The sequence below is a fragment of the Streptomyces sp. NPDC021020 genome (genome assembly GCF_044333285.1).
Taxonomy (GTDB): Bacteria; Actinomycetota; Actinomycetes; order Streptomycetales; family Streptomycetaceae; genus Actinacidiphila.
In genome coordinates this window covers 812687-835578 of record NZ_JBIRQQ010000002.1, presented here as the reverse complement: position 1 = coordinate 835578, position 22892 = coordinate 812687, and the positions used below count along the sequence as shown (strand labels likewise).

The following is a 22892-nucleotide window of genomic DNA, read 5'->3' as shown; positions in this document are numbered from 1 at the left end:
GTTGCGCCACCGCGAGTGCGGCAGCCCTGCCCGCCGGGTCCGGCCCGAAAAGACGTACCGAGTGCCTCCCCGCGGCCGCCGCCCGCCGACCCCGGTCCTCTTCCCGCGCCCCTGGAGAACCCGTCATGCAAGCGAACCCGGAGGGCCCGGTGCCGGCGCTGCCCGGCCGGCGAGGCCTGCCCGCGGCGCAGCAGCCCGACTACCCCGATCCGCAGGCCCTGCGCGAGGTGATCGCCGACCTGGAGGCCTGCCCGCCGCTCGTCTTCGCCGGGGAGTGCGACCGGCTGCGCGAGCGTATGGCGGCCGTCGCCCGCGGGGAGGCGTTCCTCCTCCAGGGCGGCGACTGCGCGGAGACCTTCGAGGCGGTTTCCGCCGACCAGATACGGGGCAAGCTCAGGACGCTGCTCCAGATGAGCGCCGTGCTCACGTACGCGGCGCGGGTGCCGGTGGTGAAGGTCGGCCGGATCGCCGGGCAGTACGCCAAACCGCGCTCCAGCGCGTACGAGACGCGCGACGGGGTGACGCTGCCGAGCTACCGCGGCGACGCCGTCAACGGCCTCGCCTTCACCGGGCGGTCCCGTACGCCCGACCCCGCCCGGCTGCGGCGGATGTACGACTCCTCGGCGGCGACGCTCAACCTCGTACGCGCCCTGTCCACCGGCGGCTTCGCCGACCTGCGCCAGGTGCACGCCTGGAACCGGGACTTCGTGGCGTCCTCCCCCTCCGGGGAGCGCTACGAGCGGCTGGCCCGCGAGATCGACAGCGCGCTGAGCTTCATCCACGCGTGCGGGGCGAGCCCCGAGGAGTTCGACCAGGTCGAGTTCTTCGCCTCCCACGAGGCGCTGCTGCTGGACTACGAGCGGGCCCTGACCCGGGTCGACTCGCGGACCGGAGAGCTGTACGACGTCTCGGGCCACATGGTGTGGATCGGCGAGCGGACCCGGCAGCTGGACGGCGCGCACATCGCGTTCGCGGCCCGGATCCGCAACCCGGTCGCCGTCAAGCTCGGTCCGACCACGACCGTGGACGAGGCGCTGCAGTACGCCGAGCGCCTCGACCCGGACGGAGAGCCGGGCCGGCTGACCTTCGTCGTCCGGATGGGGGCGAAGCGGGTCCGCGACCGGCTGCCGGAGCTGGTGGAGAAGGTCACCGCCTCCGGGCTGACCGTGGCGTGGGTGAGCGACCCCATGCACGGCAACACCTACGAGGCCCCGTCCGGTCACAAGACCCGGCGCTTCGACGACGTCCTCGACGAGGTCAAGGGCTTCTTCGAGGTGCACCGGGCGCTCGGCACCCATCCCGGCGGCATCCACGTGGAGCTGACCGGCGACGACGTCACCGAATGCGTGGGCGGCGGCGCCGAGGTCTTCGTCGACGACCTGCACCGGCGCTACGAGACCGCCTGCGACCCGCGCCTGAACCACAGCCAGTCCCTGGACCTGGCCTTCCTGGTGGCCGAGATGTACCCGCACCGGGGCGACGCGGTCCGCGGCGGCGCGGAGCGGACCGGGACGCGACCGAGGAGCACCGCATGAACCGACTGCGCTGGCTCACCGCCGGCGAATCCCACGGCCCGGCCCTGGTCGCGACGCTGGAGGGGCTGCCCGCGGGCACCCCGCTGACCACCGGGATGATCGCCGCCGCCCTCGCCCGCCGCCGGCTCGGCCACGGCCGCGGCGCCCGGATGGCGTTCGAGCAGGACGCGGTGACCCTGCTCGGCGGGGTGCGGCACGGGCTGACGCTCGGCTCGCCGGTCGCGGTCATGGTCGGCAACACCGAGTGGCCCAAGTGGGAGCAGGTCATGGCCGCCGACCCGGTGGATCCGCAGATCCTCGCCGAGTCGGCCCGGGGCGCCCCGCTGACCCGGCCCCGGCCCGGCCACGCCGACCTCGCCGGGATGCAGAAGTACGGCTTCGCCGAGGCCCGTCCGGTCCTGGAGCGCGCCTCGGCCCGGGAGACCGCCGCCCGGGTCGCGCTGGGGGCCGCCGCCCGCTCCTTCCTCGCGGAGACCGTGGGCGTCGAGCTGGTCTCGCACGTGGTCGGGCTGGGCGGGGCCGAGAGCCCGCCCGGCGTCGCACCGCTGCCCGCCGACCAGGACCGGCTGGACGCCGACCCCGTGCGGTGCCTGGACGCCGCCGCCTCCGCGGCGATGGTCGAGGAGATCGAGCGGGCCCGCAAGGACGGCGACACCCTGGGCGGCGTGGTGGAGGTGCTGGCCTACGGCGTCCCGGTGGGCCTGGGCTCGTACACCCACTGGGACCGGCGGCTGGACGCCCGGCTGGCCGGCGCCCTGATGGGTGTGCAGGCGATCAAGGGCGTCGAGGTCGGCGACGGCTTCGGCCTCGCCCGGGTCCGCGGCTCCGTGGCGCACGACGAGATCGAGCCCGGCCCGCGCGGCATCCGGCGCAGGTCCGGCCGCTCCGGGGGCACCGAGGGCGGGGTGTCCACCGGCGGGATCCTGCGGGTGCGCGCGGCGATGAAGCCGATCGCGACCGTGCCGCGGGCGCTCGCCACCGTGGACGTGTCCACCGGCGAGGCCGCCAGGGCCCACCACCAGCGCAGCGACGTGTGCGCGGTGCCGGCCGCCGGGATCGTCGCCGAGGCGGTGGTCGCGCTGGTGCTCGCGGACGCGGTGGTGGAGAAGTTCGGCGGCGACAGCGTCGCCGAGACCCGGCGCAACGCCGCGGCCTTCCTCGCGCACCTCGCGGTGCGCTGATGGGCGGCCCGCGGGTCGTCCTGGTGGGTCCGACGGGCGTCGGCAAGACCACGGTGGGCGCGCTGCTGGCCGCCCGGCTCGGCCTGCGGTGCCGCGACACCGACGCGGACGTGGCGGCCGCCGAGGGCCGCTCCGTCGCGGAGATCTTCGCGGACGAGGGCGAGGAGTACCTGCGGGAGGCCGAGGAGCGGGCGGTGGCCGCCGCACTGGCCGAGCACCCGGGGGTGCTCTCGCTCGGCGGCGGGGCGGTGCTGCGCGCGCGGACCCGCGCCCGGCTGGCCGGCCGGCCGGTGGCGTACCTGTCGATGGGGCCCGAGGCCGCCCTCGGCCGGCTGCGCCGCGGCGGCGCCCGGCCGCTGCTGGCGGGCGACCCGCTCGGCCGGTGGCGCGCGCTGACGGAGCTGCGCCGCCCCCTCTACACCGCGGTGGCCCGGGCGGTGGTCGACACCGACGGCCTGGCACCGGACCAGGTCGCCGAGCACGTGATGCGAGCCTTGGAGCTGAGCCATGACGGGCATTCAGGACAGCTGTACGAGCACCGGTCCGCGGCGGAGCGCCTGGCCCCGCCCTGACCGGCCCGAGCCGGCGGAGCCCGCGCGGCCGCCGGGCCCACCGGACTTCACCGTCCTCATCGGCGGCGACTTCGCGGGCAAGTCGACCGTCCTCGGCGCCCTGGCGGCGGCGCACCCCGAGGTGCAGGTGCTGTCGACCGACGAGGGATTCCTCGGCCCGCGCCACCTCCAGGTCGGCCAGCTGCGCCGGCTGGCCGGGCGGCTGCTGCCGCACGTCGGGGGCGACTACACCCCGGACTTCCTGGCGGCGCTCTTCCACGCGGCGGTGGTGCACCTGCGCGACGAGCTGCGGCGCTGCGATCCCGGGCGGCCGGTGGTCATGGACTCCTACTACTACAAATTCCTCGCGAAGTGCCGGCTGGCCGGCGCCCAGGAGAGCCCGCTGTTCGCCTGGTGGCGCTCCTACCCGCAGCCGCACCGCGTCATCGAGCTGGAGGTGCCGCCCGCCACGGCCTGGGAGCGCTGCGGCCGCGGCGCGGGCCTCAACGCGCTGGAGTTCTACGGCGCCTCGCCCGTCCGGCCCGCTTTCGAGGACTACCAGAGCGACCTGCGCAGGCTGATGCGCGAGGAGGTCCGCCACCTGCCGCTGCGGCGCCTTCCCGCGACCGGCGACCCGTCGGTCACCGCCCACCGGATCCAGGAGGCACTCGCCGATGTCCGCGCCTGACCCCACCGCCTTCCACGACCGCAACGCCCGCTACCGCGCACGGGTCTTCGCCGAGCGGGCCCGGCTGCGCGACGCCCTCGCCGACCCGGCCGCCCACCAGCGCAAGGTGCTCCAGGACCTGCTGGACTTCAACGCCGGCACCCGCTTCGGCGCCGCGCACGGCTTCCGGCGGATCCGCTCGCTGGACGACTTCCGCAAGGCCGTCCCGATCCACGCCTACGCCGACCTGGAGCCCTGGATCGAGCGGGCCGCGGCCGGTGAGGCGGACGTGCTGAGCGCCGATCCGCCCGCGGTGTGGTTCACCAGCAGCGGCAGCACGGGCGCGCACAAGAAGATCCCGGTGACACCGGGCTTCGTGCGGACCACCTTCCTGCCGTTCTACTTCGCCGCCTGGGCACCCCTGCTGGAGCACTTCCCCGAGGTGCTCGACCGGCCGGACGCCGTGCTCAACCTCAAGCACGACCCGCTGGCGGCCCCGCCGACGCTCGGCGACGGCCGGCCCCATGTCGGCGCCAGCCAGGTCGACTTCGGGGAGCGGTTCGGCGAGCCGCTGGCGGCCGAGCCCGGCTCCTTCGCCCCCTGGGCGACCCTCCCCGTCCCGCTCGCGGCCGACGACCACGAGGGCAAGATGTACGCCCGGCTGCGGCTGGCCGTGGAGAGCGACGTGCGGCTGGTGATCGGGATCAACCCCGCCATGGTCGCCGCCCTGCCCTACCAGCTGCGCCGGTGGTGGCCGCGGCTGCTGCGCGACGTCCGCGACGGCACCGTGGACGGCGTTCCCGCCCGGGAGCCCAACCCGCGGCGGGCGGCGGAGCTGGAGCGGGCGGCGCACCGCGCGGGTGTGCCGCGGCCGGCCGTGGTGTGGCCGCGGATGCGGGCGCTGTTCTGCTGGACCACCGGCATGGCGAGCCTGTACCTGCCGCGGCTGCGCGAGGAGTACGGGACCGCGGTGACGGCCCTGCCCGCGCCGGTGGCCGCCTCCGAGGGCCCGGTCGGCACCGCGCTGGACCGGCACCCCACCGCGGGAAGCCCCGTCCTGACCGCCTCGGTCCTCGAATTCGCGGACGCCGACGAGGACATCCGCCCCGAGACCCCCACCTGGGACGTCCAGCAGCTCGACACCGGCCACGACTACCACGTCGTCTTCAGCCACGTCGGCGGCCTGTACCGCTACGCGGTCGGCGACGTGGTCCGGGTGGTGGACCGGGTCGACGGTGTGCCCCGGCTCGAATACGCCGGGCGGGCCACCCGCTCGGACGCGGCCGGCGAGCGGCTGCGCGACGCGCAGGTGATCAGGGCGCTGGCCGGCGCCGCGGCGGCGGGCGGGCTCGCGGTGCGCAACGCCGCGTGCCGTGTGGAGCCGGACCCGGGCACCGGCCGCCCCGGCTACCGCTTCGCCCTGGCCCCGGCGGACGCGTGGAGCGCCGACGAGCTGCACCGCTTCGGCGCCCGCCTCGACGAGGAGCTGCGGCAGGGCTCCGCGGGCTACCGGTCGGCCCGGGAGGAGGCCCGCCTCGCGCCCGCCCGGGTCACCCTCCTGGACGGCGACGCCTTCGACCGCGACTGGCTGGCCGCTGTCGCCGAGGGCACCCGCCCGACGCAGGTCAAGGACCGCCTCTTCCGCCAGGACAGCCGGCAGTGGGACCGGCTGACCGCACCCGGCCACGCTCCCGCCGACCGAGGTGAATGATGCCCCAGCAGACCCGCCCCGCCCCCGGCACCGACCCCGACCCCGCCTCCGGCACCGACCCCGGCACCGCCCCCGCGGACTCCCCCGCCGACACCGCGCTGGACGCCGTCGAGCGCACCGCCCTGCTCACCGCCGCGCTGCGGGCCGCCGAGACCCGGCGCCCCGACCGTATCTACGACGACCCGTACGCGGCCGCGCTCTGCGGCGCTCTCGGCCCCGAACTCCTCGCAGAGATCCGGGCGGTGACCTTCCCGCGGGACGCGGCGCGCACCCTGCCCAGCACCCCCGACTACAACGCGATCCGCACCCGGCTCTTCGACGACCTCCTCCAGGACGCCGCGCACCGGCAGGGCCTGCGGCAGATCGTGCTCGCCCCCGCAGGGATGGACTCGCGCGCCTACCGGCTGGAATGGCCGGACGGCGTCAGGTACTTCGAGGTCGACCGCCCCGCGGTGCTGGCCTACAAGCACGGGCGCCTCGCGGGCCTGGCCGCGCCCCGGGCCGACCACCACGCGGTGGCCGCCGACCTGACCTCCCCCGACTGGGAGAGCCGGCTGACCGCCGCCGGGTACGACCCCGCGGCCCCCTCCGTGTGGCTGCTGGAGGGCCTGCTCTACTACATCCCCGAGGCGGACGCGCACCGGATGCTCGGCCGGGTGGCCGCGCTGATGGCCCCGGGCAGCCTGATCGTCGCGGACATCGTCAACCGCGCCGCGCTGACGCTGCCCGACACGCGGGGCCTGCTGGACGTCTTCGCGGGCTGGGGCTGCCCCTGGCTGTTCGGCGAGGACGAGCCCGAGCGGCTCTTCGCCCGCCACGGCTTCGACGTGACGGCGACGCAGCCCGGCGAGGAGGCCGCCGACTACGGCCGCTGGCCCGACCCGGTGCCGCCGCGTACCGTCGGGCCCGTCCGCCGGGTGTTCTTCGTCCACGGTGCGAAACGCTGATGCGCGTCGTCGTGGCCGGAGGAAGCGTCGCGGGACTGGCCGCCGCACTCGCGCTCGCCGCCCGGGGACACCGGGTCGACGTCCTGGAGGCGACACCGCCACCGCCGGACGGACCCGGCGAATGGCGGCGCGCGGCCGTACCGCAGGCCCTGCACGCGCACACCTTCACCTCGCTCGGCACCTGCCTGCTGCGGGACCGGGCCCCGGAGCTGCTGCACGAACTGCTGGCGGCGGGCGCCACGCTCCTGGACCTCACCCGGGCAGCCCCGCCCGGCGGCCCGCCGGTCACCGACCCGGACCTCATCGGCCTCGCGTGCCGCCGGACCGTCTTCGAACGGGTCCTGCACGGTTACGTCGCGGCCCGGCCGGGCGTCCGCGTCCGGCACGGCCACCGCGTCACCGGCGTGCTGGTCGACGACGGGCGGGTGCGCGGGGTGCGGCTGGGCGGGCAGGAGATGCGGGCCGATCTGGTCGTCGACGCCACCGGCCGCAGGGGCGCCGCCCGCAGCTGGCTGGCGGCCGCCGGGATCCCGCTGCCCGCGGACCGGGTCGAGCGCTCGGCGATCACCAGCTTCTCCCGGCTGTACCGCCGCAACGGCGCGCAGCCCCCCGGCGTACTCAACCGCGGCAACGCCGCCGGGGGGATCTGGGACGGCTACGCCGCGGTCCTGCACCTCGGCGACGGGGCGACCTTCACCGTCGCGCTGGGCACCCTGCCCGCCGACCGCACCCGGGGGCGGCTGCGCGACAGCGCGGACTTCACCCGGGTCGCGGCCGCGAGCCCCTTCCTGGGCCCGTGGCTCGCGCCCGGCGCCTCCGAGCCGCTGTCCGCCGTGCACGCGCTCACCTGCCCGCCGAACGTGCTGCGCGCCGCGGCCGTCCACCCGCCGGTGGCCGGGCTCCACCCGGTGGGCGACGCGGCGGCCGTCACCGACCCGATCTTCGGGCGCGGCATGTCGCTGGCGTTCTCCCACGCCTTCGCGCTGGCCGACCTGCTGGACGCGCACCCCGCGGTGGACTCCGTGCAGCGCGCCGCGGCCGGGCGGCTGGCCGAGGCCGCGCTGCGCCCGTGGTTCGAGCACGCGGCCGCCGCCGACCGGGCCCGTACCGCCGCCTGGACCGCGGGGACCCCGGCCGCCGGGTCGCCCGCGTTCGGGCTGCCCGGCGTGACCGCGGGCGAGCTGGCGGCGGCCGCCGCGGTGGACGGCACGGTGTGGCGGGCCCTGACCCGTACGCTCATGAGCCTCGACACACCGCAGCAAGCCTTCGCCGGCAACGCCCTGGCCGTGCGGGTACGGGCCGCGACCGGCAACCGGGAGCGGCCCGCGGCGGGAGCCCGGGCATGACGGCGCTGACCACCCCCGCGGCGCCCGCGTCCGCCCCCGTCGCGGCGACGCCCCGCCGGCCGCGCGTGCTCATCGCGCCGGTGACCGTCACGCCGTCCAAGCCGCTCACGCCCTCGCACCTGAAGGGCCTGCTGTGGGCGGACGTGATGTACCGGGCGACCGGCCAGGTGGCCGACACCGCGCTCCGCTACAGCCACACCGCCTACCACCCCACCGAACAGACCCTGGGCTTCTGGGAGTTCCTCGACCGCGCGGTCGGCGACGCCGACTTCGGCGCCATGGACGAGGAGGGCATCGGGGCGCTGTACGTGCGCTTCCGGCAGGAGGGGCGGCGCGCCCCCGCCGCCGCCCTGCGCCCCTACGCCGACGCCGTCGAGCACCAGGGGTGGACGCACCCGGCGGCGCTGCGGGTGCTGGAGCTGTGGCAGCGGCACTACGCGCGGCTCGGCATGCACGACCCGGGCCTGACGGCCCACCAGCCGCCGGGCCTCACCCTGCACGACGCCCTCGACCTCCTCGCCGCCGACGGGCTGTGCCTGGACCAGCGCCCCATGGGCGGGCCCGTCTACCTCGACCTGACCGCGCAGGGCCTGCCGCTGCGGCAGATCGTGACCGCCGACGGGCGGCCCAACTACCTGGCGTGCGCCCTGCGCGACCTGCTCCCGCTGGCCGCCCGCCACGACGAGATCGTGCTGCTGTACGACCCGGACCTCGACGCGGACTACCAGCTCCTCCAGCGGGTGCTGCAGGCGCGCGGCCCCGCCGTGCACCGGGTGCCGGTGGGGCGGGTGCCCGTCGACGGGCGGATCCGCTCGGCCCGCGAGGGCGGCTGGCAGGGCCTGCACGCCGGGGCGCTGCTGGACGCCCTGCTGCCCGGCCACGACCGCGCCGCGGTGGCCCTCGGGGCGCGGCTGTACTTCCTGGCGAGCCTCGGGCCCGGGCAGCGGGAGTCCTTCCGCGCCGAACTCCTCGTCCAGCAGGTCCGGCGGGCCCGCCGGATCCTGGACGCCGACGAGGCCGCCGGCGCCCCGGCCGCCGAGCTGATCGGCCGCCACCGGCGCGGCCACGCCTACGTCGACGCCTACCGGCTGACCTCCGGTCTGCTGGGCCGCCGCCCCACCCGGCTGCCCCCAAACACCCTGCGGGAGGTGTTCCTGTGACCGCGCGGGGGGCGACGGGGACGTCGGACACAGGGAGCACGGCGGGCACAGCCGGGACAGCCGGGACAGCCGGGACAGCGGGCACGGCAGACACGGCAGCCACGGCCAGGGCCCTCGGCCAGGAGGAGCTGCGGCGGGCGGCCGCCGCCCGGCTGCACCGGGTCCGCCCGGACCTGCTGGACGGCGCGGACGCGGATCTGGAGCGGCTGCTGCGCGCCAGGGACGCCCTCGCCGAGGAGGACGGGCGCGGGGCGCACGCCGTCGCCGTGGTGCGCAGTTACGCACCCGCCCGCTGGGTCGCCCAGGCCTGCGCGTTCGGCCTGTCGCTGCGGTCCCGCCACGACGCGGAGCGCGTCGCGGCCTGGCGCCGCTCGCTGACCCGCACCGTCTTCCTGGCCGGTGACCCGCGCCGCCTCCAGCGCCGCTTCGACTTCCACCACCTGGCGCCCGACGGGTCCGTGGGGTGGTGCGCACCGGCGCCGCCGGCCGCGACTGCGCCGCTGCGCAGGCTGCTCAAGACGCTGCACGTCTCCGGCGGGGCCCCGGCGATCCCGCCCACCCCGGTACTGGTGCCCGACGCCGGCCGCCCGGCCCGCCGGGCGCCGCTGCGCCGGCAGCTGTACGTCGCCACGGCCCGCACCCCGCTGCCCCGCCTGCTGGTGCACACCCACCACCTGCTGGTCGAGGCGGTGCTCGACGGCCTCGTCGAACCCGGCGACTGCCTCACCCTGCACCACGTCCCGTCGCTCGGCGGGCTGCGCGCCGACTTCGCCGCGCTGCGCGTCGACGCCGAGGAACCGCCCGCCCACGGCGCCCCCGCCCCGCCCCGTCTGCGCGCGTGGGCCGCCCTGACCCGAGGAGAACGCCTGTGACCGCCTCCGCCCCGCCCGCGCGCGCGGAAGACCCCGCCGCGGGGAGCCCCGTGATCCGCTGCGGGCTGCACGCCTCCCACACCATGGCCGACCGGATCGTGGCGGGCGCGGGATGGCCCGCGGACGCCGTGAGGTGGCTCCCGTTCGAGGTGGACGACCCCTTCACCGCGCTGCGTGCCGGGCAGATGGACCTCATGGTCGTCAAGTACCTGCCGCGCACACCCGACCTGGAGATCAGCCGCCCGGTCTGGCACGACCCGCGGGCCGTCGCGGTGGGCGCGGACCACCCGCTGACCCGCCGGGGCGCCCTCACCCTGGAGGACGTCGCCGACTTCGCGGACTTCCGCTGCCCCACGGACTTCCCGCCGGAGGTGTGGGACGAGGTGGTGCCCCGCACGGCGCCGTCCGGGCGCCCGATCCGCCGTGTCCACCCCATGACGACGGTGCAGGCCATGGCGGACGTCCTCGTCGCGGGCGACGCCGTGCACCTCTCCTTCCTGTCGCTGGCCACCGCGGTGCCCGCGGGGGTCGAGGTGCTTCCCGTCCACGGCCTCCCGCCGGGGCCGGTCGCCCTGGCCTGGCTGCGCGGCTCCCCGCTGCCCGGCCACGTGGCCCGCTTCGTACGGGACGCCGAGAACGCCGAGGCCGCCCGCACCGCGACCGCGGAGCCGGTCCGATGACCGCGCCGCGTCCCGGCCGCGCGTCCCGGCCGCCGGTGGTGCTGCTGCACGCGCTCGCGCTCGACGCCGCGATGTGGCGGGCCCAGCAGCACGCCCTGACCTTGCGCGGGCACCGGGTGCTCGCCCCGCACCAGCGGGGGTTCGGCGGCAGGCCGCTGGGCTCGGAACCGCCCTCGGTCGACCTGCTCGCGGACGACCTGCGCCGTGCCATGGACGGCCACGGCGTGGAGCGCGCGGTCCTGGCCGGGGTGTCGATGGGCGGGTACGTCGCCATGGCCTTCGCCCGGCGCTGGCCGGACCGCGTGCTGGGCCTCGGGCTGGTCTCCACGCGGGCCGCCGCGGACGACGCGGCGGCCCGCGAGGGGCGGTTGGCGTTCGCGGCGGCGATGGGCGATCCCGCGGCCGCGCCCGGCTGGGCCGCCGCCGCGGCCGGCCGGCTCTTCGGCCCCACCACCCGGGACCGCCGGCCCCGGGTCGCCGCGGAGCTGCGCGCGGCGGGCGCCGCGGCGCCGCCCGCGTCCGTCGCCTGGGCCCAGCGCGCCGCCGCCGGACGGCCCGACGCCGGCCCGGCGCTGGCGGCGCTGGCGGTGCCCGCGCTGGTCGCGGTGGGCGAGGAGGACTCCCTCGTCACGGTCGAGGAGGCGGAGGCCACCGCGCGCCACCTCCCCGGCGCGCGCCTGGCCGTCGTACCCACCTCCGGGCACCTGCCGCCGCTGGAGACCCCGCACACCCTGACCGCGCTGCTCGCCGACCTGCTCGACGAGGTCGCGGGCACCTCCCGCGTCCCCGTGCCCGGCGCCCGACACCCGGCCCGCGTCACCGTCCACCAGGAGGACCTGCCGTGCTGACCGACGACCACGCGGCATGGGGCCACACCACCTCCACCGGACTGGGCTTCACCACCGGGGACGTCGTGGACGCGCACTTCGCGGCGTGCGCCGACGCCTACCGCACCGCGCTCGGCCTGGCCGGGCTGCACCGCGGCTGGCACGTGCTGGACGCCGGGTGCGGCAGCGGCACCTTCCTGCCGCTGCTGGCCGAACGCGTCGGCCCGCAGGGCAGGCTGTCGGCCGTCGACCTCGCACCGGAGAACGCCGCACTCGCCGGGCGCCGCGCAGGGCAGCTCGCACCGCCGGTCGACGTCAGGACCGGCGACGTCCTGGACCTGCCCTACCCCGACGACACGTTCGACGCCGTGTGGTGCGCCAACACCGTGCAGTACCTCGACGACGGCGAACTGGCGCGCGCGCTGGCCGAATTCCGGCGGGTGGTGCGCCCGGGCGGGATCGTCGCCGTCAAGGACCTCGACGCGGCGCTCCTCACCCTCCGCCCCGGCGACCCCTTCCAGCTCACCGACTTCTTCCGGCACGCCGCCCGCGTCCCCGGCTACGCCCACCAGCTGCTGCGCACCCGGGACCTGCACCGGTGGCTGCGCCGTGCGGGCCTGGCCGGAGTCCGCCAGCAGACCCTGCTGATCGAGCACTACGCACCGCTCACCCCGGCGGCCACCCACTTCTACGGCCTGGCCACGGCGAGCGTCGCCCGCCAGGCCCTCGACAGCGGCCTCCCGGAAGAGACATGGACCCCCCTGCTGACCCCGGAGCACCCCTCCCACCCCCTGCGCTCCCCCGACGCCTACATCAGCGAGGGCAACGTCGTGGCCGTCGGCACCGTCCCGCCCGGCGCGGGCCTCAGGTGAGGGGGATGGTGAAGTCGTCCTCGACGGGGGGTTCCAGCTCGTGGGGCCGCAGTCCCGTCGCGGCGAAGCACCGGACGCGGATCTCGGTGGGGGTCACGTCCAGGCGCAGGAAGTTCTTGAAGAACGGCGGGCTGTAGGTGGCCGAGCCCGGGGACAGCACGCCGGTCAGCAGCTTCCGCACCGGCAGCCGCAGCCGGCGTCTGCGGCCGGGGCGGGAGGCCACGCCGAGCACCGCGGCCACGAAGCGGGTGCGCCGGGTGACCTCGGCGGCGGCCGGCGCGCGGGTGGGGGCGAGGCCCAGCCGGGCGGCGATCACGGCGGCGGCCTGGTCCGGCGTCAGGTCGAACAGCTTCCGCAGCCGCAGCCTGCGGCCGTACAGGCGGCTGTAGAAGGCCAGCGAGTCCGCGCGCAGCGGGTAGCAGCGGAAGCGGTCCTCGGTCACGCCGCCCACGGTGACCGGCGGGATGGTGTGGGTGGCGTGCATGAAGGCACCGCCGCCGCCCGAGACGACGTACTCGATACGGCGCCCGTCCACGTCGACCGGGTAGTGCTGGTAGTTGTGGATGTCGCCGCCTATCGCCGCGACGAAGCGGTTGCGCGGGTCGCGCACGATGGCGTCGACCGTGCCGCCGCCCTCGATGGGGCAGGGGTGGTGCTCGCCGTCGACGTAGAGGGGCGAGCCGGTCACCAGGATCTTGGGCCGGGGGCCGCGCGCCACCCGGGCGAGCCACTCGCCCTGCTCGCGGTCGATCCCGCCGAGCAGCCCGGTGTCGATCCCGATGATCCGCAGCGGCCCGGAGTCCATGGCCCAGTACGGCCCGGGGCACCGGGCCGCCTGCGCGGGCCGGTCCCGCATCCGGCGCGCCGCCGCCAGCCGTTCCGCGTCGATCGTCGCGGGCGCCCGCCACAGCAGCGACCGCCACCAGGCCGCCGACCCGAACCGCGGGCGGGGCGCGGGCGGCGGCTCGGGGGCGTCGCAGAAGACCCGCATGAAGCCGCCCAGACCGTCGTACCAGTCGTGGTTGCCGGGTATCGGGTAGATCGGCGCGTCGTAGTCGCGGTAGGGCCGGAAGAACTTCGTGCCGTACTCGTCGGCGCTGCCCACCGGGTAGAGCACGTCACTGCACAGCACCGTGTAGCGGGTGCCGGCCCCGGCCTTCAGCATGCCGGGGACGACGGCGTACTGCGGGGCGTCGCCCTCGCCGGTGTCGCCGAGCAGCAGGAAGGAGAAGGTGTCGGGGTCGTCCCGCTCGATCAGCAGGTCCTCGTTCGCGGCGCCGCGCTCGACCTGCCCGCGTACCCACTGCTGCCGCCGCGCCCCGGTCGGGTCGCCCAGCAGCGAGGCGAGCGGGCCGTTGCGCGCCTTCCACAGCGTCGCCGGATTCAGCCACGACAGGTTCGACACCCGCTCCGGCATCAACTCCGGGTACGTGCCCGGTTCCTGGTCCTCCCATCCGGCGCCCGCGAGCGAGCCACGGGAGGACGGCGGGGGCGCGGAGGATGCCTCGGGGGAGGCTTCCGGCGAGCTGGAAGGCGGCATGGGGCGACTCTAACTCCCGTGCGCGGCCCGGCAGGTGGACTCCGCGGAGCTGCCTGCCGGGCCGGGGCCGGCCGCCGGGGGAAGGCGCTACGGCCGGCCCTGCTTCCACCCGTCCCAGTGCAGGACGTGCTCGCGCGGGATGCGCGGAGCCGGTTTGAAGTCGGTGCCGATGCTGTAGGCCAGCGGGATGAAGGCGGCCAGCATGACCTCGTCGTAGGGGACGCCGAGCACCCCGGCCAGCTCCCGTTCCAGCGGGGCCTGCGCGGTGGTCCAGGTCGTGCCGAGGCCACGGGCCCGGGCGGCGAGCATGAAGCTCCACACGGCGGGCAGGATCGAGCCCCACGTCCCGGCCTGCTCGGCGACGTTCGCGCGGTCGGTGCGCCCCTCGACGGCGGGGATGACGAACACCGGCACCCGGTGGATGTTCGCGGCCAGGTGGCGCAGGCCGTCGAAGACCCGCTCGGTGGAGCCCGGGTGGTAGCCCATGCGCCAGGTGTCGCGCGCGGTCAGCCGCTGCCCCTGGGCCACGGACAGGGCGCGCAGGAAGAGGTCGGCCACGGCGTGCCGCTGGACGTCCTCGGTGACCACGACGAAGTGCCAGCGCTGCCGGTTGCGGCCGGTCGGGGCCTGCACGGCCAGGTCCACGCACTCCTCGATCAGCTCGCGCGGGACGGGGCGGTCGAAGTCGAGGCGCCGGCGGACCGCGCGCGTGGTCGACAGGAGTTGGTCGGGCGTCAGATCCAAGGTCACGGAAATCATCTTAGGGCAGACGATCAGCACGCATACAAATCAGCTGGTGGACGCGCGCGAGCCCTGCGGACACGCGGACATGACGGGGCGTCGCACGCGCGCGGGATCGCACTACGGGATCGCGGCGCGGGATCAGGCGGCGGAGTCGGCCAGCAGGGTGAGCGGCGCGTCGGGAAGCTGGGCGAGGATCGCGCCCATGAGGCCGGGGAAGCGCGTGTCGAGGTCGTCGCGCCGCAGGGAGATGTAGCGGTGGGTACCTTCGAGGCGGGTGCGGGTGACGCCCGCCTCGCGCAGGATCTTCAGATGGTGCGAGAGCGTCGACTTCGACAGCGGGATCGCCATCGCGCCGCACGACATCTCGCCGCCGGCCACCAGCCCGGCGATGGCCAGCCGTACGGGGTCGCTCAGTGCGTGGAAGAGCACGGCGAGTTCGAGGTCGTCGACCTTGGGGTGGACCGGCGTACGCACGGACGGCACCTCCCTTCCCGTCAGCACCGGCCGCGGGCGGGACCCGCGGGTGCGCGGGCTGCTCGCGGCCTGTCGTTTGACGGTTCAAGGATACTCGACCTTCCTCAGGAAGCGGCTGCGGGAAGGGTGCGGAAGTAGACGACGGCCTGGGTGCGGCTGCGCACCCGGAGCTTGGTCAGCACGTTGGAGACGTGGAATTTCACCGTCTTCTCGCTCAGGTGCAGCGCGGCCGCGACCTCCGCGTTGGACATGCCGGTGGCGACCAGGTCGAGTATCTCCCGCTCGCGCGGCGTGAGTTCGCGCAGCGCGCCCTCCCCGGCCGCCGGCTCCCGGCCTTCCTCCGGCGGTACGGGCAGATGCGGGGCGGCGAGGTCCAGGGCGACCCGGGCGAGCGGCGGCGAGAAGTAGGCGTGTCCGGCGGCGACCGCGCGCACCGCGGCGAGCAGCTCGTACTCCTTGCCGTCGCGGTGCACCAGGGCGCTCGCCCCGGCCCGCAGCAGCGCGCTGACCCGCGTCTCGTCGCAGCAGGTGAGCACGACCGCGCCGGCGGCGCCCGCGGTGCGGCCGACCACCGACCGGACCAGCTCGGCGGTGTCCCCGTCCAGCCCGCCGTCCTCCAGGACGACCACGGAGGGGCGCGCGTCGACGGCCATCCGCAGCACGTGGCGGCTCTGGCAGACCTCGGCGACGACCTCGATCCCGCCGGCCGCCAGGAAGATGGTGCGCAGCCCGGTCCGCATCACCGGGCTGCCCGCGCCCAGCAGCACGCGGGTCGCGCCGGCCACGGGGAAGTCGCAGCGTAAGGCCGCGGCGTCGGCCGGGTGCGCCGGTGCTTCCGCGGCCAGGTGGGACATCGCCATGGATCCTCCCGTGTGGTGTCGCCGCGGGCGAGCGGCGCCGTGCGCGGGGCCGAGCACCCCGGCGCACGCCTGGAGTTCGATTGTTTCACGTTTTCCGAATTAGTGTCCCGTACCGGGCCCGTACGTGCCAGGGCGCGACGGGGGCGGGCAGCGGCGCGAAAGGCGGCAGCCCCCGGGACATCCTCCGGTCCCGCGCGTCGCGGGCGTCCGGTGATCACCCGGACCCCCGCCCAAAGTCCAGGTCCGGGCGCCCGGTGACGGCCTTTCGGCGGGTGCGCAGTCCCGCCTTGCGGCCGAGGCACCCCGGGCTCCGCACACCGCAGACTGTGCGGCGACCGTTCACGTAGCTGGAGTGACCATGACGACCCAGCCGCCCCGCGCGGGATCCGGGTCCCGTTCCGGCCCGCGCCCGCCGGCCGGGACCGCGCCCGTGCCGCGGCCCCGGCCCGTGCCCGTGCCCGTGCCCGTGCCCGTGCCCGCGGCGGGAGCCTGATGCCCTTCGTGCTCGCGCCACCGCTCGTGCGGCGGCGCCACATCGACCTGCTGCGGGTCTGCGCCGCGGCGTGTCCGGGCCGACCGCCCCGTCCGCCACCCCGCATCCCACCCGCTCACGGAGGAGATCCGTCATGCCCACCCCGCTCCGCCGCGCCGCGTCCACCGCCGGCGCCGCCCTGCTCGCGGTCGCCCTCGCGGCCACCACCGGCTGCTCCGCCGACGGCGGTTCCAGCACCGACACCTCGGGCGGCAAGCCCGTCAACGGCGGCAGCCTGACCTTCGCCGTCAGCTCCGAGCCGTCCTGCCTCGACCCGCACATCTCGCCCACCGACGCCTCCGCCGTCATCCTGCGCGGTGTCTTCGACTCGCTGGTCTCCGAGGACGCCGCCGGCGCCGTCCACCCCTGGCTGGCGAAGTCCTGGAAGATCTCCCCCGACGGGCTGAACTACGACTTCACCCTCCGCGACGACGTGCTCTTCCACGACGGCACCACGCTGGACGCCGCCGCCGTGAAGGCCAACTTCGACCAGATCACCGCGCCGGCGACCAAGTCCGCCTACGCAGCCAGCCTGTTCGGGCCCTCCTACAAGGGCACCACCGTCACCGGCAAGGACACCGTGCGGGTGTCCTTCAGCCACCCGTTCTCCCCCTTCCTCCAGGCCGTGAGCACCACCTACCTGGGCATCGAGTCGCCGAAGGCGCTCAAGGCGGGATCGAGCGCGCTGTGCGCGAGCGGCACCCACTCCGTGGGCAGCGGGCCCTTCGTCGCGGCCTCGCGGACGGTGGGCCGGCAGATCGTCTTCCACCGCAACGCCGCCTACAAGTGGGGCCCGCAGGACGGCGGCTACAACGGGCCCGCCCATCTGGACTCCCTCACCATCCGCTTCCTCACCGACGACACCACCCGGCTGGGCACCCTGACCAGCGGTCAGATCGACGCGGCGGTGGTGCCGGTGATCGCGGCGACCCAGGTCCGCAGCGACCCGCGGCTGCGGCTGCTGTCCCACCAGTCGCCCGGCGCGGTCTACAGCCTGCAGCTCAACACCACCCGCGCGCCGCTCAACGACCAGCTGGTGCGCACCGCCCTGCTGCACGCGCTGGACGTCGACAGCCTCGTCAAGGCCATCTACCTGGGCGTCTACCAGCGCGCCTGGAGCCCGCTGAGCCCCTCCACGCCGAACGCCTACGACGCCTCGCTCAAGGACACCTGGGCGTACGACCCGAAGCAGGCCGGGACGCTGCTGGACCAGGCGGGCTGGACCGGCCGCGACAAGCAGGGCTACCGCACCAAGGACGGCAAGCGGCTGACCCTGTCGTGGCCCATCCTGGCCGCCAACGTCACCCGCGACCAGCGCGGCGCCCTCGCCGACGGGATGAAGTCGCAGGCCAAGGCGGTCGGCATCGAGCTCAAGCAGGTGGTGGTCGACTCCGGCGGCTACTTCAAGGCCGCCTACTCCGCCGACTACGACGTCCTGGACCTCAGCTGGTCCCGCGGTGACGGCGACATCCTGCGCGGCCTGTACTTCGGCGGCGCCAACCTGGAGAAGGGCGGCCAGAACGCCTCCCGTATCGACGACCCGCAGGTCGACTCGTGGCTGCTGGCGGCGTCCGCCACCACCGACCCGGCGCAGCGCAAGGCCGCGTACGCGAAGGTCCAGCACTGGGTGATCGACCATGCCGTGACGATCCCGCTGTACGTCGGCACGTACCTGCTGGGCACGTCGAAGTCGGTGCAGGGCGTCGCCTTCGACGTCTCCGGCTGGCCGCTGTTCGCGCGCGCCTGGACCACCGGCCGGTGAGAGGCGCGGGCGTCGCACGCTACCTCGCGGGGCGCGCCGCGGCGGCGGTGCTGGTGGTGTGGGCGGCGGCCACCGCCGCCTTCGCCGTCCTGCACCTGCTGCCCGGCGACCCGGTGCAGATCATGCTGGGCAACGGCTACGCCGCCTCGCCCGGCATGGCTGCCCGGATCCGTCACGACTACGGTTTCGACCGCCCGTTCGCGGTGCAGTACGTCCGGTTCCTGACCCGGCTGCTGCACGGCGACCTGGGCACCTCCTACCAGCAGCAGCGGCCGGTGACCGCGATCATCGGCGAGCAGCTCGGGCCCACGCTCCAGCTGGCGGGCGCGGCCACCGTGCTCATCCTGCTGGTCGCGGTGCTGCTGTCGGTGGCCACCGCGGGCACCGGCAGCGGGCGGGGGCCGCTGGCCCGGCTCGGGCGGCTGGGCCGCGGTGTGCTGTCCGGTGCGGAGCTGACGGCGATCTCGCTGCCGTCCTTCTGGCTGGGGATGCTGCTGCTGACGGCCTTCTCCTTCCGGCTGCGGCTGCTGCCGGCCGCGGGCGCGGGCGGTTTCGAGGCGCTGGTGCTCCCCGCGGTCACGCTGGCGCTGCCGGCCGCCGGGCTGCTCACGCAGGTGCTGCGGGACGGCATGCAGGCGGCCTGGCAGGAGCCGTACACGCTCACTGCGCGCGCCCGCGGGCTGTCGGAGTGGGCGGTGCGGGCCCGGCACACGCTGCGGCACGCGGCGCTGCCCGCGCTCAACCTCACCGGCTGGTTCGTCGGCCACCTGCTGGGCGGCGCGGTCCTGATCGAGACGGTCTTCGCCCGGCCCGGGCTCGGCAAGGTGGCGCTCGACGCGGTCGGGACCCGGGACATGCCGGTCGTGCTCGGCGTGGTGATCGTCGCGGCCCTGGCGTACGCGGCCGTCAGCACCGTCGTCGACCTGCTGTGCCTGGTGGTCGATCCGCGGCTGCGCGTGAAGGGGGCGGCGGTATGACGGACATGACGGACGTGGAGCAGGCGGTGGAGGCCCCGGCAGTTGCCGACGCGCCGCCGGGCCCGCGGCGCAGGCCGCGGTGGCGGCGGGTACGGCCGGGCACCGCGCTGGCGGTCGCGGCGCTGCTGCTGATCGCCGTGGTGGCCGCGCTGCCGTGGCTCTTCACCGACGGCGCGCCGCTGACCCCGCACCTCGACGCGGTGCTGCGCCCGCCGAGCCTCGCGCACCCCTTCGGCACCGACCAGTTGGGGCGCGACGTGCTGACGCGGGTGGCGTACGGGTCGCGGCAGTCGCTGGCCACGGGGCTGGGCGCGACCGCGCTGGCCGCGGTCGCGGGCCTGGTGATCGGGATGGCCGCGGCGCTGTCCGGCCGGGCCGCGGACGCGGTCGTGATGCGGCTGGTGGACGCGCTGCTGGCGCTCCCGGCGCTGCTGGTGTCGCTGCTGGTGCTGACCCTGGCGGGGCGCGGCTCGGGCAGCGAGGCGATCGCCATCGCGGTGCCCACCGCGCTGGGGTACGCCCGGCTGGTGCGCACCCAGGCGATGTCGGTGCGCAAGTCCGGTTACGTACGGGCGGCGGTCTGCCTGGGGCAGCGGCCGGCCGTCCTGGTGGCGCGGCACGTGCTGCCGAACACCGTCGGGCCGCTCGCGCTCGTCGCCGCGATCGGCACGGGCTCGGCGATCACCTCGGGCGCCGCCCTGAGCTATCTGGGACTCGGCCCGCAGCCGCCCTCCCCGGAGTGGGGCGCGATGCTCGCCCAGGGCCAGCAGTACCTGCCGGTCGCCTGGTGGACCGGCGTCTTCCCGGGCCTGGCCGTCACGGTCGCCGCGGTGGCGATCAGCGTGGCGGGCCGCGCCCTGCACCACCGCTTCGCAGGCCGGACCACCGGATGAGCCCCCGCCCGACAGACCCGCCCGCACGCCGCCCGGCAACGGCGCCACTCGCCGTCCCCGCCCCGGGGACCCGGCGCCCCGGGTCCGGCCCACCCGACCATCGCCCGGCACCGGCCCGTCCGCCCGCTGACCGCCCGGCAACGACGGCGCCCGCCGCACCGCGCCACCTCGCGGCCGCCTCACCCGACAACCGCCCCGCGAGGACGGCATTCGTCCACCCGCCCACACGCCGCTGCCCGGCGGCGGCGCGTTTCCGTCCGACCGAGAGGAGCGTCCGGTCATGACCGATGCCATCGAGACCGTCCCCGGCGCCGCGGGATCCGGCGGTGCGGGGCCGGAGGGGCCGCTCGTCGCCGATGTCGCGGGCCTGCGCGTGCGGTTCGACACGCCGGGCGGGGCGGTGGAGGCCGTGCGGGGGGTGTCGTTCCGGCTGGCCGCCGGGCGGTCGCTGGCGCTGGTCGGGGAGTCCGGGTCGGGCAAGAGCGTGACCGCGCGCAGCCTGCTGGGGCTGGTCGGCGGGCGGTCCGAGGTGCGGGCCGAGCGGCTGGAGGTGGGCGGCACCGACGTACGCCGGTACGGCGAGCGCGAATGGCGGGCGGTCCGCGGCGTGGACGTCGGGCTCGTCTCCCAGGACGCGCTGGTCTCGCTCGACCCGCTGCGGCCGGTCGGCCGGGAGATCGCCGAATCGCTCACCGCCCACCGCCGCGCCTCCCGGGAGGAGGTCGGCGCCCGGGTCCTGGAACTGCTCACCACGGTCGGTGTGCCCGAGCCCGAACAGCGGGCCCGGCAGCGCCCGTACGAGCTGTCCGGGGGGCTGCGCCAGCGGGCCCTGATCGCCTCGGCCCTGGCCGGCGGCCCCCGGCTGCTGATCGCCGACGAGCCGACCACCGCGCTGGACGCCACCGTGCAGGCCCGTGTCCTCGCGCTGCTGCGGGAGCTGCGGGACGCGGGCACGGCCGTGCTGCTGATCAGCCACGACCTGGCCGCGGTGGCGCAGGTGGCGGACGACATCGCGGTAATGCGCGAGGGCGTCGTCGTGGAACAGGCCCCGGCCGAACGCATCCTGACGGCGCCCGAACACCCCTACACCCGGGCGCTGCTGGACGCCGTACCCGGACGGCGCCCGCCCCGCGCCCGGCGGGCCGGGCCGGACCCCGCACCCGCCGGGAAGGACGCGGAGCCCCGGGAGCCGGGACCCGTGCTGGAGGCGACCGGCCTCCGGCTGCGCTACCGGCGGCCCGGCGGCGGCTGGCGCGAGGCCGTGCACGATGTCTCCCTCGCCCTGACGCCGGGCCGGACGCTGGGCGTCGTCGGGGAGTCCGGATCGGGCAAGTCCACGCTGGCGCGGCTGGTGCTCGGGCTGGAGCAGCCGGACGCGGGCACCGTCCTGCTGGACGGCGCCGCGTGGAGTCCCGGGCCCGAGCGGGCCCGGCGGCAGCGGCGGCGGCTCGTGCAGCTGGTGGACCAGGACCCGCTCAGCGCGCTGGACCCGCGCTACCCGGTGCGGCGGCTGCTCGGCGAGGCGCTGGCCGCCGCGGGGGTCGCCCGCGCGGACCGGCCGGCCGGCTGCGCCGAGCTGCTGGAGATGGTGGGGCTGGCGCCCGAGCACCTGCGGCGCCGGCCGTGGGAGCTGTCCGGCGGCCAGCGGCAGCGGGTGGCGATCGCCCGGGCGCTGGCCACCCGCCCCCGGGTGCTGGTGTGCGACGAGCCGGTCTCCGCGCTGGACGTGTCGCTCCAGGCCCAGGTGCTCGACCTGCTGGGGTCCCTGCGGGACCGGCTGGGCCTTGCCGTGCTCTTCATCTCGCACGACCTGGCGGTGATCCGGGAGATCGCCGACGAGGTGATGGTCATGCGGGACGGGCGGGTCCTGGAGAGCGGCCCCGTGGAGCGGGTCTTCGCCGATCCGGTCGACCCGTGGACGCGCGAACTGATCGCCGCGGCCCCGGCGTTGTGACCCCGGCGGTACGGCCCGGCGCCGTACCGCCCGCCGCCGGGCGGTACGGCCGCCCGGCGTACGGCCGCGCCGCTACTCGAACCGCGCGGTGTCGCCCGCGCCGCGGCGCAGGATCTCGGTGCCGCCGCCGGAGAAGTCCACGACGGTGGTCGGCTCGGTGCCGCAGTCGCCGGAGTCGACCACCGCGTCGACGACGTGGTCGAGCCGCTCCTTGATCTCCCAGCCCTGCGTCAGCGGCTCCGCCTCGTCGGGCAGCAGCAGGGTGCTGGAGACGAGCGGCGTGTCCAGTTCCGCGAGCAGCGCCTGCGTCACGACGTGGTCGGGGATGCGGACGCCGACGGTCCGCTTCTTGGGGTGCTGGAGCTGCCGCGGCACCTCCTTCGTCGCGGGGAGGATGAAGGTGTAGCTGCCGGGCGTCGCCGCCTTCACCGCGCGGAAGACGTCGTTGTCGATCTGCACGAACTGGCCGAGCTGCGCGAAATCCCGGCAGACCAGCGTGAAGTGGTGCCGGTCGTCGAGGCCCCGGATGGTGCGGATGCGGTCGACGCCCTCGCGGTTGCCCAGCCGGCACCCCAGCGCGTAGCAGGAGTCCGTGGGGTACGCGACCAGCGCACCGGCCCGGATGCTGTCGACCACGCCGCTGATGATGCGCGGCTGGGGATTCTGGGGATGTACATCGAAGTAGCGTGCCATCGGCCCAGCCTAGGGCGGCCCGCCGGGTGAGTCCGCGTACCCGGGCCGCCGTGGCGGGTGGGCGGCCGGAACCGAGGGGTGCAGACGGGGCGTCAAACCCTGGCCAAGGAAGGG

General features: G+C 76.3%; 21 protein-coding genes. 16 read left to right on the top strand and 5 right to left on the bottom strand.

Annotation, left to right across the window (positions count from 1 at the left end; translation table 11 throughout):
- The first annotated feature begins 125 nt into the window (after positions 1 to 125).
- The 12 genes from ACH4SL_RS07950 to ACH4SL_RS07895 are packed head-to-tail and all read left to right on the top strand — an operon-like array spanning position 126 to position 12349.
- On the top strand, positions 126 to 1535 hold the full coding sequence (locus tag ACH4SL_RS07950; protein WP_398442561.1) for a class II 3-deoxy-7-phosphoheptulonate synthase: 1410 nt from the start codon (positions 126 to 128) through the stop codon (positions 1533 to 1535).
- Positions 1532 to 2716, top strand: coding sequence for a chorismate synthase (aroC, locus tag ACH4SL_RS07945; protein ID WP_398442560.1), 1185 nt, complete (start codon positions 1532 to 1534; stop codon positions 2714 to 2716). The genes ACH4SL_RS07950 and aroC overlap by 4 nt, the downstream gene beginning before the upstream one ends.
- Positions 2716 to 3288 carry a shikimate kinase gene (locus tag ACH4SL_RS07940; protein ID WP_398442559.1) on the top strand — a complete coding sequence of 191 codons (573 nt, stop codon included), beginning with the start codon at positions 2716 to 2718 and terminating at the stop codon, positions 3286 to 3288. The genes aroC and ACH4SL_RS07940 overlap by 1 nt, the downstream gene beginning before the upstream one ends.
- A complete protein-coding gene (locus ACH4SL_RS07935; RefSeq protein ID WP_398442558.1) occupies positions 3224 to 3955 on the top strand; it encodes a dTMP kinase in 732 nt (243 codons plus the stop codon). The genes ACH4SL_RS07940 and ACH4SL_RS07935 overlap by 65 nt, the downstream gene beginning before the upstream one ends.
- The gene (locus tag ACH4SL_RS07930) at positions 3942 to 5645 is read left to right on the top strand and encodes a GH3 auxin-responsive promoter family protein (RefSeq protein ID WP_398442557.1); all 1704 of its coding nucleotides are present in this window, start codon (positions 3942 to 3944) and stop codon (positions 5643 to 5645) included. Before ACH4SL_RS07935 ends, ACH4SL_RS07930 begins: the two co-directional genes overlap by 14 nt.
- Complete coding sequence (locus ACH4SL_RS07925; RefSeq protein WP_398442556.1) at positions 5645 to 6592, top strand: class I SAM-dependent methyltransferase; 948 nt, start codon at positions 5645 to 5647, stop codon at positions 6590 to 6592. Before ACH4SL_RS07930 ends, ACH4SL_RS07925 begins: the two co-directional genes overlap by 1 nt.
- Positions 6592 to 7938 (top strand): FAD-dependent oxidoreductase, encoded by a 1347-nt coding sequence (locus ACH4SL_RS07920; protein WP_398442555.1) that lies wholly within the window; start codon positions 6592 to 6594, stop codon positions 7936 to 7938. The genes ACH4SL_RS07925 and ACH4SL_RS07920 overlap by 1 nt, the downstream gene beginning before the upstream one ends.
- Positions 7935 to 9098 carry a hypothetical protein gene (locus ACH4SL_RS07915; protein ID WP_398442554.1) on the top strand — a complete coding sequence of 388 codons (1164 nt, stop codon included), beginning with the start codon at positions 7935 to 7937 and terminating at the stop codon, positions 9096 to 9098. Before ACH4SL_RS07920 ends, ACH4SL_RS07915 begins: the two co-directional genes overlap by 4 nt.
- Positions 9095 to 9970: a DUF6182 family protein gene (locus ACH4SL_RS07910; RefSeq protein WP_398442553.1), complete on the top strand. Its 876-nt coding sequence runs from the start codon at positions 9095 to 9097 to the stop codon at positions 9968 to 9970. The genes ACH4SL_RS07915 and ACH4SL_RS07910 overlap by 4 nt, the downstream gene beginning before the upstream one ends.
- Positions 9967 to 10650: a LysR substrate-binding domain-containing protein gene (locus ACH4SL_RS07905; protein WP_398442552.1), complete on the top strand. Its 684-nt coding sequence runs from the start codon at positions 9967 to 9969 to the stop codon at positions 10648 to 10650. The genes ACH4SL_RS07910 and ACH4SL_RS07905 overlap by 4 nt, the downstream gene beginning before the upstream one ends.
- Positions 10647 to 11498, top strand: coding sequence for an alpha/beta fold hydrolase (locus ACH4SL_RS07900; protein WP_398442551.1), 852 nt, complete (start codon positions 10647 to 10649; stop codon positions 11496 to 11498). The genes ACH4SL_RS07905 and ACH4SL_RS07900 overlap by 4 nt, the downstream gene beginning before the upstream one ends.
- Complete coding sequence (locus ACH4SL_RS07895; protein ID WP_398442550.1) at positions 11492 to 12349, top strand: class I SAM-dependent methyltransferase; 858 nt, start codon at positions 11492 to 11494, stop codon at positions 12347 to 12349. Before ACH4SL_RS07900 ends, ACH4SL_RS07895 begins: the two co-directional genes overlap by 7 nt.
- Here ACH4SL_RS07895 and ACH4SL_RS07890 read toward each other — a convergent pair.
- From ACH4SL_RS07890 to ACH4SL_RS07875, 4 genes are all read right to left on the bottom strand, one after another.
- Positions 12342 to 13889 carry a metallophosphoesterase family protein gene (locus ACH4SL_RS07890; RefSeq protein WP_398442549.1) on the bottom strand — a complete coding sequence of 516 codons (1548 nt, stop codon included), beginning with the start codon at positions 13887 to 13889 and terminating at the stop codon, positions 12342 to 12344. The genes ACH4SL_RS07895 and ACH4SL_RS07890 overlap by 8 nt on opposite strands.
- An 87-nt stretch (positions 13890 to 13976) precedes the next feature.
- The gene (locus tag ACH4SL_RS07885) at positions 13977 to 14639 is read right to left on the bottom strand and encodes a nitroreductase family protein (RefSeq protein ID WP_031511932.1); all 663 of its coding nucleotides are present in this window, start codon (positions 14637 to 14639) and stop codon (positions 13977 to 13979) included.
- A gap of 132 nt (positions 14640 to 14771) precedes the next feature.
- Positions 14772 to 15107: an ArsR/SmtB family transcription factor gene (locus tag ACH4SL_RS07880; RefSeq protein ID WP_398442548.1), complete on the bottom strand. Its 336-nt coding sequence runs from the start codon at positions 15105 to 15107 to the stop codon at positions 14772 to 14774.
- 104 nt (positions 15108 to 15211) lie between these two features.
- Positions 15212 to 15967 carry a LuxR C-terminal-related transcriptional regulator gene (locus ACH4SL_RS07875; protein WP_398442547.1) on the bottom strand — a complete coding sequence of 252 codons (756 nt, stop codon included), beginning with the start codon at positions 15965 to 15967 and terminating at the stop codon, positions 15212 to 15214.
- A 626-nt stretch (positions 15968 to 16593) separates the two neighbouring features.
- Here ACH4SL_RS07875 and ACH4SL_RS07870 point away from each other — a divergent pair.
- The 4 genes from ACH4SL_RS07870 to ACH4SL_RS07855 all read left to right on the top strand — a co-directional run bounded on the left by ACH4SL_RS07870 (position 16594) and on the right by ACH4SL_RS07855 (position 22085).
- Entirely contained in the window at positions 16594 to 18261 is a 1668-nt protein-coding gene (locus ACH4SL_RS07870) for an ABC transporter substrate-binding protein (protein WP_398442546.1), read from the top strand.
- Positions 18258 to 19238 carry an ABC transporter permease gene (locus tag ACH4SL_RS07865; protein ID WP_398442545.1) on the top strand — a complete coding sequence of 327 codons (981 nt, stop codon included), beginning with the start codon at positions 18258 to 18260 and terminating at the stop codon, positions 19236 to 19238. The genes ACH4SL_RS07870 and ACH4SL_RS07865 overlap by 4 nt, the downstream gene beginning before the upstream one ends.
- Positions 19235 to 20131 carry an ABC transporter permease gene (locus tag ACH4SL_RS07860; RefSeq protein ID WP_398442544.1) on the top strand — a complete coding sequence of 299 codons (897 nt, stop codon included), beginning with the start codon at positions 19235 to 19237 and terminating at the stop codon, positions 20129 to 20131. The genes ACH4SL_RS07865 and ACH4SL_RS07860 overlap by 4 nt, the downstream gene beginning before the upstream one ends.
- A gap of 280 nt (positions 20132 to 20411) precedes the next feature.
- The gene (locus ACH4SL_RS07855; RefSeq protein ID WP_398442543.1) at positions 20412 to 22085 is read left to right on the top strand and encodes a dipeptide ABC transporter ATP-binding protein; all 1674 of its coding nucleotides are present in this window, start codon (positions 20412 to 20414) and stop codon (positions 22083 to 22085) included.
- A gap of 72 nt (positions 22086 to 22157) precedes the next feature.
- On the opposite strand, the gene ACH4SL_RS07850 is transcribed toward ACH4SL_RS07855, so the two are convergent.
- Positions 22158 to 22778, bottom strand: coding sequence for an L-threonylcarbamoyladenylate synthase (locus tag ACH4SL_RS07850; RefSeq protein WP_398442542.1), 621 nt, complete (start codon positions 22776 to 22778; stop codon positions 22158 to 22160).
- Positions 22779 to 22892 lie beyond the last annotated feature (114 nt).